General features: G+C 47.2%; 10 protein-coding genes. 3 read left to right on the forward strand and 7 right to left on the reverse strand.

The features are described 5' to 3' along the window. Positions 1–464: 464 nt before the first annotated feature. The 3 genes from FTU69_RS11910 to tyrS form a co-directional block, all read right to left on the reverse strand. Complete coding sequence (locus FTU69_RS11910) at positions 465–2369, reverse strand: bifunctional UDP-sugar hydrolase/5'-nucleotidase (protein ID WP_180103936.1); 1905 nt, start codon at positions 2367–2369, stop codon at positions 465–467. 107 nt (positions 2370–2476) lie between these two features. Beyond that, positions 2477–2749: a hypothetical protein gene (locus FTU69_RS11915; protein WP_005181154.1), complete on the reverse strand. Its 273-nt coding sequence runs from the start codon at positions 2747–2749 to the stop codon at positions 2477–2479. A gap of 488 nt (positions 2750–3237) precedes the next feature. Next, entirely contained in the window at positions 3238–4470 is a 1233-nt protein-coding gene (gene tyrS, locus FTU69_RS11920; protein WP_005181149.1) for a tyrosine--tRNA ligase, read from the reverse strand. A gap of 63 nt (positions 4471–4533) precedes the next feature. Between tyrS and FTU69_RS11925 the strand changes: the two genes are divergently transcribed. Further along, positions 4534–5661 (forward strand): anhydro-N-acetylmuramic acid kinase, encoded by a 1128-nt coding sequence (locus tag FTU69_RS11925; protein WP_180103937.1) that lies wholly within the window; start codon positions 4534–4536, stop codon positions 5659–5661. 73 nt (positions 5662–5734) lie between these two features. On the opposite strand, the gene erpA is transcribed toward FTU69_RS11925, so the two are convergent. The 4 genes from erpA to FTU69_RS11945 all read right to left on the reverse strand — a co-directional run bounded on the left by erpA (position 5735) and on the right by FTU69_RS11945 (position 9781). After that, complete coding sequence (gene erpA, locus FTU69_RS11930) at positions 5735–6070, reverse strand: iron-sulfur cluster insertion protein ErpA (protein WP_005181144.1); 336 nt, start codon at positions 6068–6070, stop codon at positions 5735–5737. A 122-nt stretch (positions 6071–6192) separates the two neighbouring features. Further along, positions 6193–7161 carry a putative solute-binding protein gene (locus FTU69_RS11935; RefSeq protein ID WP_171065126.1) on the reverse strand — a complete coding sequence of 323 codons (969 nt, stop codon included), beginning with the start codon at positions 7159–7161 and terminating at the stop codon, positions 6193–6195. 344 nt (positions 7162–7505) lie between these two features. Next, positions 7506–8516 (reverse strand): putative solute-binding protein, encoded by a 1011-nt coding sequence (locus FTU69_RS11940; RefSeq protein ID WP_016659761.1) that lies wholly within the window; start codon positions 8514–8516, stop codon positions 7506–7508. Positions 8517–8773: 257 nt separating this feature from the next. Next, positions 8774–9781, reverse strand: coding sequence for a putative solute-binding protein (locus tag FTU69_RS11945; RefSeq protein ID WP_180103938.1), 1008 nt, complete (start codon positions 9779–9781; stop codon positions 8774–8776). A gap of 232 nt (positions 9782–10013) precedes the next feature. Here FTU69_RS11945 and FTU69_RS11950 point away from each other — a divergent pair, with 232 nt between their 5' ends. Together FTU69_RS11950 and FTU69_RS11955 are read left to right on the forward strand one after the other, a co-directional pair. After that, positions 10014–11951: an ATP-binding cassette domain-containing protein gene (locus FTU69_RS11950; protein ID WP_180103939.1), complete on the forward strand. Its 1938-nt coding sequence runs from the start codon at positions 10014–10016 to the stop codon at positions 11949–11951. 311 nt (positions 11952–12262) lie between these two features. Next, a complete protein-coding gene (locus tag FTU69_RS11955) occupies positions 12263–13426 on the forward strand; it encodes a zinc-dependent alcohol dehydrogenase (RefSeq protein WP_104470784.1) in 1164 nt (387 codons plus the stop codon). Positions 13427–13434 lie beyond the last annotated feature (8 nt).

The following is a 13434-nucleotide window of genomic DNA, read 5'->3' on the forward strand; positions in this document are numbered from 1 at the left end:
TCTGAGCCATGATCAAACTCTTCAGTTAAAATCATTTTGTCACTTTATTCGAAGTGACCAAATCTGGCTCATCAATTCCTGACTTAAATTCGCTCAAATAAACTTCGAGTAATTTAAACCAATCAATTAATGAAAATATATTCGATTAATCAACCAGTAAAAATCCACACAAGTTGTTCTTCATAATCTCTTAATGATCTTTCCAACACCTCGTCAGTGCCAGAAGCTGGACTCAAAACACTCAACAACTCAGCGATCCGCCTCGTTCATCACCGTGTATCTCGTCGGTATGGGGTGCATTCTAGAGGATTTCAGAATCATTGCAAGCCCCAATTCACTTTATTTTTCACATATGTATCTTTTTTCTACGAAACAGCTAAAAAAACCGGTTTTTCACTTATTTTTTGCACAATTCAAAAGAAAAAATCCCGCGAACGGGATTTTTTGCTGTCTTTCTTTTTATCTTATTCAGTAAATTTCTGCGTGCTGTAATCCGCTGTTGGCAATTTACCGAGTGATTTTTGTCCGGTTGTTCCCGGTAAACGCTCCACATATTGTAAAAACGCTTCGGCATAATCAAGGCCCACGTCCATACGGCGCTCGCCTGTCACCTCTTTCATGCTGCTATAGTAGTCCTGTCCATTGGCCAGGAAGTCGATAGTCACCACTTTATAGGTTCGATCCAAGACCAGTGCTTCATAACTACCGCTTGTATTACGCACTTCCAGCTGGCTAATACGCTGCCCTTTGGCCTGGGTTAAATCTACCTGCCAGCGTAAACCACCAGTATATGGATAACTGCCAGTATTTCTCTGCTCGACCACACCGCTAATCGCATCTTCCAGCGTGGCTTTAATTTCTGCACCGGTCATATCCAGACGGACCAGTGTATTTTTAAATGGCAGTACCTGATAGATTTTCTCAACCGTAACTGGACCTGCTGCGACATCTACACGCACCCCGCCACCATTCTGGAATGACAGATCGGCATCAAAGTACACTTTGCCCTGTTGCAAGAAGGCTTCGGCAATCATCTGCTGAATATCGCCGCCATGGGCAATGACATGCGGATTCTGGTTACAGATATCGCCCAGACTAGAACGGCTGGTATCACGCTGTGTCCCCGGTACACGGCGTAAACACAGGTTATCGGTTGCCTGAGCCACCACCGTGCTGGCAAAATTCTGTTTCTGTTGTTGATATGGCAACAGCACATTTAAGGTCGCGGTATATGGGCTGACCACCTGCATCGGAATATTTGCCGCTTTAAAACGCTCCAGCAGCGCCGCCTGTTCGGTTGCATTTAAGGCTTCAAACTGTTTGCTCTCGGTATTTTCACGCTTAAAGTCATCGCCCACTAAAATGTGCGGTGTACCACTACACTGTTCCACCTGACCTTGCGGATTGAACCTGACCTTTAAATCACCCACTACATAGCTGTACTGCCAGGCCTGGGCAATACAGACCAGATCACCATCTTTATTTCGCGCTTGGGTCGGATACGCACCACTCGGACTCAGGCCGACCGCCTCTAAACTGTCCGGACCTAATAAGGTATGTGAATCACCGCCGACAATCACATCGACATCGGTTAAAGCCGCAGCCAGTTGCTGATCCAGGGCAAAACCAGTATGGGTTTGCAGGATAATCTTATGGATGCCTTGAGCTTTCAGGCGATCAATTTCCTGTTGAGCCGCTTCAATTTCATTGGCAAACGTAGTGTCACTGTTCGGCTGAGAGGCATTTTTGGTTTTATCGGCAATGGTCAGGCCAATAATGGCAAACTTTTCACCGTCACGTTCAAATATAAAAGACTTTTCAATGCGCTGAGTCTGATACAGCGGCGAAGATGAACCGAAATTCACATTGGCCGATACAATACGGGTCGGTGTGGCACAGTTACCGGCATCCAGATAGTTAATAAATTTTTGTAGGCCTGCATCTTTGGCATCAAATTCATGATTGCCCAGCACAAAACTGTCAAAGCAGACCGTATTCATGGCATCTGCATCGGCCTTACCTTCAGAAAGGTTGAAATACAGATCGCCAGTAATCGCATCCCCACTGTGCAGTTTAATCACATTCGGATATTCCTCTGCCAGACGGTTGATTAAACCGGCGACACGGGCAAAACCACCCCGGCTGACGCTATAATTTTCTTCCTCAGCCCCTTGTGCCAGGCTAAAGTTCCAGTGCTCTTCATCTAAATGGGAGTGATGGTCATTGATATGCAGAATATTCAGTTCAACGGCTTTGCCCTCGACTACTGGCGTCGGTGCAGTAGTATGACGGTCATTATCCCCGCAGGCTGTCATAAAAACAGAAAGACAGGCTATTGATAATATGGTTTTTTTATTCAATACGTTCATCTGGCAATTACCCTGAGACTCAGTGTTTTAATTGGAATTGTCTGACTGAGTCTGTGGCCTGAACATGTAAGGCAGATGAAAAAACGATCAAGATTTCATGACAATAGTTAAACCCGTTCGCGAATATGCTGCATGACCTCTAAGACCAGTGCCTGTTTACCGCGATAATCTTCGGCAGCAAACAGCAGTCTGGCTTTGCGCGGCAGTTGCTCGTGAATCAGGGCAAATAGCTGATACATGGCCGACAGCTCTAATTGCTCAAACAGTGTCTTGACCGGTTGATAGGCAAACTGCTTTTCACTTTGCGGCTGATATTCAAACAGGAAACGTAAAATGGCATCCAGCTGCTGATCATGAGTATCGGTATTATAGGAATACATGCGCTCCCTCTGGCTCGAGTTTATTTTTTATATGGAAATGATGATCCGGATTTATTTATACGCCGGATTTTTGCAGCGGGCAACCATGGGGCAGATAGTGCTCCAGCTGCTCAAAAAACCGCTTTTTTTCAGGTCAAAGGCTAAATTTTGGATAAAAAAAAGAAAGAGATCTCTCCCAAAATCTCTCCCTCGGAGTTGAATCTTTTACGGATCCATATGTTATTGTCATTATTATTTTCGGCTATTTCCGCGCTTCTTGGGGATGAAACGTCATCAAATAGCAATTTACCCTCTAGATATGTAGACACCACATATTTAGACGGATAAATCTTAAACATAAAATATGACAAAATCAAGACAATCGGAAAAATTTAATTCTTGTTTTTATAAGGTTTTTTTTAAATTTAAATATTTAAATATCTTATAAGCAATATCATAAAAAAAGCAGACCGAAGCCTGCTTTTTAATTCAAATACTTAACTGCATTTTTAGTCGGTAAAGGTGACTTTGGCAATGGCCTTTTTACTGGCCTGCACAATCAAGGTCACGTTTTCTTTTACCGAGAATGAGGCATCGACTGGTTGCCAATCAACTTTCACTGCACCACGACCGACAGCATCTTTAGCCTGTGCCGCGTTTTTGGTTAAACCTGCTGCACGTAAAATAGAAGCAATGAAAATCTCGCCGCCATATTCGCCACGTGAAATGGTCACTTCTGGTGTGCCTTCTGGCAATTCACCTTCGGTAATCAGGTTACCGGCACCTTTATGCGCATTGGCTGCAGCTTCCGCACCGTGGAAACGCTCGACCAGTTCCAGCGCCAGAATCTTTTTCACATCCTGCGGGTTACGACCTTCAGCCACTTCTTTCAGTAATTGCTGGATTTCTGCCACAGACTTGAAGCTGAGCAGGTCAAAATAACGCTCAATCAGTGAATCCGGCATAGACAGCACTTTTTGATACATCGCGCCTGGGGCATCAAATACACCAATATAGTTGCCTAATGATTTCGACATCTTGTTGACGCCATCTAAACCTTCCAGAATTGGCACGGTAATACACACCTGTGCTTCCTGGTTATAACGGCCCTGTAAGGTACGGCCCATTAGCAGGTTAAAGGTCTGGTCGGTGCCACCCAACTCTACGTCAGCTTCTAAAGCCACCGAGTCATAGCCTTGTACCAGCGGATACAGGAATTCGTGAATCGCAATTGGTTGCTGGTTGTTATAACGCTTGGTGAAGTCATCACGCTCCAGCATACGCGCCACGGTTTGCTGTGAGGCCAATTGAATTAAATCGGCCGCAGTTTTGCTGGCAAACCATTCCGAGTTAAACACCACTTTGGTTTTGTTTGGATCAAGAATCTTGAACACCTGTTCCTGATAGGTTTTGGCATTTTCCAGTACCTGCTCGCGTGACAACGGCGGACGGGTTGCGCTCTTACCGGTCGGATCACCAATCATGGCAGTATAGTCACCAATCAGGAAGAAGACCTCGTGCCCCAAATCCTGGAACACTTTCAGCTTGTTAATTAAAACCGTATGACCCAAATGCAGGTCAGGTGCAGTCGGGTCAAAGCCCGCTTTAATTTTTAAAGGACGGTTCTCTTTTAATTTCTTTAGAAGATCTTCTTCAGAAATAATTTCATGCGTACCTCGTTGGATGAGGGCAAGTTGTTCTTCAGCTGGCAAGAAATTTGACATCACAAAACCCAAACACATCAGTTATTCAATTTGTGCGATATACTAACACTTTTTCAGCACATTGCAGGCTTAAGAATAACCATGACAGCGATCTATATTGGGGTAATGACCGGCACAAGTATGGATGGTGTCGATATTGTTGCTGCTTCTTTTGATCCTTTACAGCTTCATGCCACCCTGACCCTGAGCTTCGATCCCGATTTACGCGATGAACTGATGGCCCTGACCCTGCCGGATGACAATGAAATTGACCGGATGGGCAAGGCCGATGTCGCGCTGGCGCAAATGATCGGACATGGCATTAACCGCCTGATTAAAGAACACCAACTTGATCGCAGCCAGATTCGTGCCATTGGTTCACATGGTCAGACCATCCGCCACCGGCCTGAACATGGCTTTACCCTGCAAATTGGTGACCCGAATATTATTACTGAAATAACCCAGCTGCCGGTGGTCTCGGATTTCCGCCGGCGTGATATGGCTGCCGGTGGACAGGGTGCCCCTTTGGTACCAGCTTTTCATCAGGATATGTTCCAGCATGACAGCATCCACCGGGTGATTCTGAATTTGGGCGGGATTGCCAATGTCAGCATGTTGCCTGCCGCACAGCCGGAAAAAGTCTATGGTTTTGATACCGGCCCGGCCAATATCCTGATGGATGCCTGGTGTGAACGCTACACCGGCCAGCCTTATGATGAAAACGGCAATTGGGCGGCTTATGGCCAACCAATTCGCAGCCTGCTGGACCGGCTGCAGGCACATGAATATTTTTCCAAAGAGCCGCCAAAAAGTACCGGCCGTGAAGATTTCAACCTGGAATGGCTGGATGAGCAGATTGCCGACTGGCGCAATGACCTGGCCTATCAGGAACTGGAAGATACCCCGGAAAATGTACAGGCCACCTTGTTAAAGCTGACTACTCGGGCGATTAAAAAAGCCATTTACCGCTCCGGCATGGACACCGGTGAAGTCTATGTCTGTGGTGGCGGTGCCTATAACTCCTATTTGCTGGAACAGCTGCGCTGGCGCTTACGCAAACATGAGTGGAGTGTACAGACCACGGCAGATTTAGGTATTAACCCGACCTGGGTGGAAGCCACTGCTTTTGCCTGGCTGGCGATGCGTTTTCTCAACCAGCAAAGTGGCAATTTCCCGGCTGTGACCGGGGCCAAAGGCTACCGGATTTTAGGAACATTGACCGCAGTCTAGGCCAATCTCTTGGTATTAAAAAAGATATTAAAAAAGCCCTCAAAATAGAGGGCTGAGTATTTTAAAATTCTGCTTAAATCGAGAAAGAAGAACCACAGCCACACGTAGTCGTGGCATTCGGATTTTGAACCACAAAACGTGAACCTTCCAGACCTTCTAAATAGTCCACCACTGAACCGACCAGATATTGATAGCTAAGTGAATCGACCAGCATTTTTACGTCACCATTCACGAATTCAGCATCATCTTCATTCATGCTTTCAGCAAAGTTAAAGCCGTAAGAGAAGCCCGAACAACCACCACCGGTCACATAAACGCGTAACATTAAATCTTGGTTGCCTTCACTGTCACGCAATTGGCGTACTTTGTTCGCAGCATTGTCAGTCAGCACAAGGGCTTGGGCATTCATGTCGGATTCCTCGTTCGATTCAAATGTCTTTTAACAGAAAAGACCACATATCAAGTATAACATACCCAATATATGGTCAGTCATGTTCAATTCAAAGTCAATTCAGACTAATTTTATCAAGATTATTTGTAATTCTCATCCTGTAGGCCGCATTCGAAGTTTTTCGGGTCCTGCTTACAGCGGAATTGCCACAGCAGCTTCATCATGCGTTTGTCATAAATGCCACGTTTGGTCAGGTCAATCCGCGCCTCACGCATCATCTTCTGATAGCCCGGTTTGTCGGCTGCCGGAATATTCATCCAGTATTTTTGTGGAATATCGGCTTTCATTTTACCCAAGATGTTAAAGGCACGTGGCAATTGACCTTTAACCCATTCCCGTGATTTCTGGCCAAAACCGGCCGGGAACTTGTTCGGGCGAATAATAATATTGCCAGTTACCTGTAAAATCGGATAATTCACAATCGCGCCTTTACTGCCCAGGCCCTTATGCAGCTCCAGTGGCTTAAACACGGCGGCCGGTGCACCAATAATATCGACCTGACCATTATTAAACTTGCTGCCGAAGTTGGTGACATCGGAACTGACCGCCTGCGCACCAATCTGCTGCACCATAATTTTTTGTGCCTGGTCATAATCCAGGACCGCAATTTTTTTACCGGCAGCTTTGGCCACAGTATTAATGCTGCGGTCATTGACCATTAAAAAGGCATCACCAACAGGCACTACACCAGCCACTTCATACTGGCCCTGAGTCATGAAACGGGAAAATTTCGGGCTGGCCAGCCCCTGCATGACTTTGACCGCCAGATTTAAATCGGGAATCGCACCAATCGCATCCAGAGAACCGGTAAAGCTGTTAAATTGACGCCCGCGCATACCGGTGACACTAATCCCGTCACATTTACCGGCTTTAAAATCTTCGGCAATTACCGCTTCATTCTGTCCGACACGCAGTTCAATATCGGCGCCCCAGGCTTTGGCCGCCAGCTGATAGTCCAGCATCAGCGCATACACATCACCACTTTTTCCCACCAAATCAAAGACACACACTGTCTGCTTGGCCTGTGCTGCAGTCGCACCGAGTCCCATCACTGCAGCCAGTGCGATGCCTTGAGCATAATATTTCATTGATCTTTCCTTTATCGCTGTTCTTGTTGTTTTCAGTTGTACTGAAGTGTTTAATATTTTAAAAAGCTGTTTTTGCCTATCCATCCTTGTTCTTTTTACCTTTGGAGATCACCCTCTCCTGCTCCTCCTGTCTGTATGCCTTGGATGAAACAACTCATCTCTATTTTTTAGGCTTGGGCAAAGATGAAACTATTATTTTTGATTAGCTTACGTGATTTGACCTGAACTGCAATGGCCCAAGTGACAAGGTTCCAGACGTAACAACCCGGCACAGATGCCGGGTTGTTTTTCCTTAAAAATGAAGCTTATTCACCGCCCAGTGAACACTCGAAGTTGGCCTTATCGACAGAACAGCGGGCACGTTTGAGTACGCTCATCATCGACGCATCATAAATACCGCGTTTGGTCATATCCATCCGCCCCTCACGTAACAGCTTCTGGTATTTAGTTTTCTCTTCCGCGCTCAGGTTCATTTTGTATTTGGCCGGAATACCTGCTTCCAGACGTTTAATCATGCCCAAACTTTTTGGCAGATTTTTCGAGAACCAGTCACGCGATTTCTGGCCAAAACCGGCCGGGAATTTCTCCGGACTAATCACTAAATCAGCCGTGACATGCAGCACCGGGAAATTAAACATGGCGCCTTTACTGCCCAAGCCTTTATAGATTTCAAGCGGCTTATAGGCATAGGCTGGCGCACCAACCATATCGACCTGACCATTATTAAATTTCGCCACAAAGTTAGAGACATCGGAGATTACCGCCTGAGCACCGACACGTTGCACCATAATTTTTTGTGCATCATCATAGCCCAGTACCGCAAATTTCTTGCCGGCAGCTTTTTCAATCGAATCAATATTCTTGTCACGGACAAAAATAAAGGCCGAACCTAAAGGTGCAATTCCCGCCACTTCATATTTTTTACCCCCCAGATTGGTGACCATTTTGCCGGCATTACGTTTGTCCAGGGCAAAAGTAATCGCACGTTGGGCAATGGCATTGCTTGGCACACCACCCAGTGCATCAATCGAACCGGCAAATTTATTGTACTGACGGGCACGCATCGCAGTCAGGAAAACCGCATCACATTTACCGGCTTTAAAGTCATTATCTGCCACGGCTTCATCCTGACGGGGAATCAGGTTGATGTCTGCGCCCCAGCCTTTCGCGGCCAGCGCCCATTCCTGGGCCATTTGATAAGATTCACCAGATTTGCCGAGTAAATCGAAGATACATACATCGACCTTGGCTGCCTGAGCATTGCTGGCCATACCCAAAGTAGCAAGTGCAGAAAGCGCGAGAATTGTTTTTTTCATTGTATTTGTCCTTACAGAATCGTCTTTCATCAAGAGTGTCCATACACTTGCTGAATATTAAGCAACTTGTTTTTAAAAAAATAGAGTTTTTACTCCAAATATTTTTAAATCGTGACCAATTCAATTTATACAGCTGCTGATCTCAAACCCACAAATTGCAGAGATCAGCAGTATTTTCAATAGCTTAAAAATTTCAGGCAGCGCGGTGAAAATTTACACATCACGGCCACTTTTTTACAAACTTATAACCATTTTCTCTATTCGCCACCAAGTGAACATTCAAAATTGGTACGTTCTACCGTGCAACGTGCCCGTTTCAGTACCCGCATCATCGAGCCATCATAAATACCTTTTTCGGTCAGTTCGATGCGGCCATCACGTAACAGTTTCTGGTATTTGTCCTGATCTTCCTTGCTGAGTCGGGTGCGGTATTTATTCGGAATTTCCGCTTCCAGGCGTTTTACCATGGCAAAGTTTTTTGGAATCTGCTGGACAAACCAGCGCCGGGACTGTACTGCAAAACCATCTGCGAATTTTTCTGGCCGGATAATCAGGTCCGCCGTGACATTCACCACCGGAAAATCAATCATGGCGCCGCGTGTGCCCAAACCTTTTTCAATTTCCAGCGGTTTAAAGGCATAGGCCGGTGCGGCCACAATATCAACCTCGCCCTGATTAAACTTACGCACAAAATTGGAAATATCGGAATCGACCGCAATACCACCGACCCGCTCCACCATCATTTTTTGTGCCGGATCATAATGCAGAATCGCAAATTTCCGGTTTTTAATGTGCTCAACCGAGTTCATGGCCCGATCTTTAACAAAAATATAGGCCGAGCCAATCTGGCCGATGCCAGCCACTTCAAAGGTTTCCTGGCCAATCCGGGTCACCAGACGGCGGTTATTGCGCCGGTCCAGCACATAACTAATGGCTTTCTGGGCAATGCTATTATTTGGCACACCGCCCAGTGCATCAATCGAACCGGCAAATTTATTGTATTGCCGCGCCCGCATTGAGGTCATATAGGCACCATCACACTTGCCCGCCTTAAAATCGCGCTCGACCTGGGCTTCATCCTGATAGGCTTTCAGACTGACATTGCTGCCCCAGCGCTTGCTGGCCAAGGCCCATTCTTCCAGCAATTTATAGGATTCTCCGGCCCGTCCCAACAGATCAAAAACACAGACCTGCGGATTGGCCTGAGCCAGGCCACTGACGCCACACAAGGCCAGTGTCGACAACAACAAAACTCCGTTTTTCATTTTTGTCACCGTACATTTGTTTTTGTTTTTTATCAGAAATTTTAATATATCGGGCTTGGTTTTATAAAAAAACCCTGCATAGCCGCTTTCCGATAGATGACACGGCGCCCGCTTTTTCATTATTTTTTTCGATGTGTTGCTGTAGCACCTGAAATAAACTGCGCCAGCTTTTTGTTTTCCAGAGCGCATCCTTTAGAATAGGCGCATTCTGTTCCTGAGTTTAGTGAGTCCAATGATTCAATTTGACCAAGTCTCTTTACGCCGTGGTGGTCGTGTCTTATTTCAAAAAGCGTCCATGCAGATCCATCCGGGTTGGAAAGTTGGCCTCACCGGAGTCAATGGCGCCGGCAAATCGACCTTATTTGCCGCCTTATTGGGAGAACTGGGGGCAGATGAAGGCAGCCTGACCCGTCCATCGGGCTGGACCGTTGCGCACATGGCCCAGGAAGTCAAAGCCCTGGATATGCCGGCGCTGGATTTTGTGTTATCGGGTGATGAAGAATACTGGCAGATTCAGAAACAGCTGGCACAACCTGAACAGCTCAGTGACAGCGAACTGGCACAATTACATGGCCGTTTTGATGAAATTCATGGCTATTCTGCCCCATCTAAAGCCGCCCAGTTAATGGCTGGTCTCGGTTTTATGGAACATCAGCTGCGCTTAGATGTCTCCAGTTTCTCCGGTGGATGGCGGATGCGTTTAAATCTGGCGCGCACTCTGATGAGTCGCTCCGACTTACTACTCCTGGATGAGCCGACCAACCACTTGGATTTAGATGCTATTTTATGGCTTGAAGACTGGCTCAATGCCTATGAAGGCACCTTAATCCTGATTTCGCATGACCGCGATTTTCTCGATGCAGTGACCGATCATATCCTGCATATTGAAAATCAGGAACTGACCTTATATACCGGCAATTACTCGACCTTTGAAGTGACCCGCAGCGAACGTCTGGCTCAGCAGCAACAGGCCTTTGAAAAGCAGGTTGAAGCCCGCGCACATCTGCAAAAATTTATTGACCGTTTTAAAGCCAAAGCCACTAAGGCGCGTCAGGCACAAAGCCGGATTAAACAGCTGGAAAAAATGCAGTTGCTGGCGCCGGCGCATGTCGATACCCCGTTTACTTTCAGTTTCCGTGAACCCACCAAAATGAGTTCACCCTTACTGACTCTGGATCAGGCTGAGATTGGCTATCCGGGCAAAAGTATTGCCAGCAAAATCAGTCTGCAGATTACCCCAAGCTCGCGTATTGGCCTGCTGGGCATGAACGGCGCCGGTAAATCCACCCTGATTAAATCACTGGTCGGTGATTTAGCACTATTAAATGGCCAGCGCAAAGCCTCTGAACTGCTGAATATTGGTTACTTTGCCCAGCATCAGATGGATGCACTGGATGCACAAGCCAGCCCGATGCTGCAATTGTCACGTCTGGCCGACAAACAGATCAGTGAAGCCACCCTACGTTCGTTTCTCGGCAGTTTTGGTTTTAGCGGTGAACGTATGGATACGCCGTGCGAAAGCTTCTCCGGTGGTGAACGCGCCCGTCTGGCCTTAGCCCTGATTGTCTGGCAGCGCCCGAATGTACTGATTCTGGATGAACCGACCAACCATCTGGATTTAGACATGCGTCATGCCCTAAGCATGGCCTTACAGGACTTTGAAGGCGCAGTGGTACTGGTATCGCACGAACGTCAGCTAATCGCCAGTGTCTGTGATGACCTGCTGTTGGTGCATGCCGGACGCTGTACTGAATTTTCCGGTGATTTGCAGGATTATGCCAAATGGTTACGTGAGGCCCGTCAGCAGCAGATCAATGCTCAAACCGCATTGGCACAGGCCAGCGCAAGTACCAACAAGACTGCCGCACCGGCCAAAGTTGATAAAGAAGCACAGCGCAAACTGGCAGCGCAGCGCCGTGAAGAAACCCGTCCGCTGCGGAAAAAAATTGAACAATGTGAAAGCCAGATTGAAAAAATCCAGCCCCGTCTGGCCAGTATTGAAGAACAGCTGGCTGACAGCAGCCTGTATGAAGCTTCGCGTAAAGAAGATTTGCTCAAGCTGATGAATGAACAGACCAGCTTAAAAACCACGCTGGAACAGGCCGAAGAAACCATGCTGGAACTGATGATGGAACTGGAAACCCTGGAGCAATCGTTCCAGAACAGTTAAACCGGTTTCTTCCGAAACCTTCCCCTCAAGATAGCCCCCGTGGCTATCTTTTTTTTATTTCCATTTTATGATCACTCCTCTTTTTAGCCCGTCTGTTTTCTCTAAAAAGATCAAGGAGGATGCGAATAGATAGCTTTTTCCTCTCCGTTTTACTTCTGATTGCACTTACTGAACTGCAATATAAAGCTCTCTTGCACACAGCTTGGCCGGTTTATTTATACATAAATTTACAGCCGCGCCTTTCATTATGGAGGAATGTGGCCGGCTCAATGCACGGGTCTGGCCTTCTGCTAGCCAAGAGAGGAAATTCTATGCGTGCCTTAACCTATCATGGAGCCCGAGATGTAAGAGTTGAATCGGTGCCTGACCCGATTATTCAGGAACCGGATGATGTTATCCTTCGCGTCACCGCCACTGCCATTTGTGGCTCAGATCTGCATTTATATCGCGGTAAAATTCCGGCCACAGAACACGGCGATATTTTTGGCCATGAATTTATGGGCGTGGTCGAAGAAGTCGGCCCCGAGGTCACAGCGGTAAAAAAAGGCGACCGGGTAATTATTCCCTTTGTGATTGCTTGCGGTCACTGCTTTTTCTGTGAACATGAGCTGACTGCCTCCTGTGAAAATACCAATACGGGCCGCGGCGCCATTCTGAATAAAAAACAGATTCCACCGGGTGCAGCGCTGTTTGGCTACAGTCATCTTTATGGCGGCGTGCCGGGTGGACAGGCCGATTATGTGCGAATCCCCAAAGGCAATATCGGTCCTTTTAAAGTTCCCGGTTCACTGCCAGATGAAAAAGTGCTATTCCTGACCGATATTCTGCCAACCGCATGGCAGGCGGTGACCAATGCACAAATTGGCAAAGGCTCCAGTGTAGCCATTTATGGTGCCGGCCCGGTCGGATTACTGTCAGCGGCCTGTGCGCGGATGCTTGGCGCTGAACAGATTTTTATGGTCGATCATCACCATTACCGGCTGCAGTTTGCCCATGAAACCTATGGCGCGATTCCGGTCAATTTTGATGAAATGGATGCGGCCGAGTTTATTATTGACAATACCCCCGGCCATCGGGGTGTCGATGCGGTCATTGATGCAATTGGTTTTGAAGCCAAAGGCAGCATGATTGAAACCGTGATGACCAACCTGAAACTGGAAGGCTCCAGCGGCTTTGCCCTGCGCCAGTGTATTGCCGCAGTGCGCCGTGGCGGCGTGGTCAGTGTGCCGGGCGTCTATGCCGGTCCAATTCACGGTTTCCTGTTCGGTGATGCCTTTGATAAAGGCCTGACCTTCAAGATGGGCCAGACCCATGTGCATCGGTACCTGCCCGAATTACTGGAACGGATTGAAAATGGCGACCTGTCCCCCGAAGTGATTATTACCCACCGTATGAAACTGGCCGATGCTGCCGAGGGCTATCGTATTTTTGATCAACGCGAACAGGATTGCCGCAAAATTATTCTCACGCCCTAATCCATCGC

It is taken from the genome of Acinetobacter sp. YH12134 (genome assembly GCF_013418555.1).
Lineage (GTDB): Bacteria > Pseudomonadota > Gammaproteobacteria > Pseudomonadales > Moraxellaceae > Acinetobacter > Acinetobacter indicus.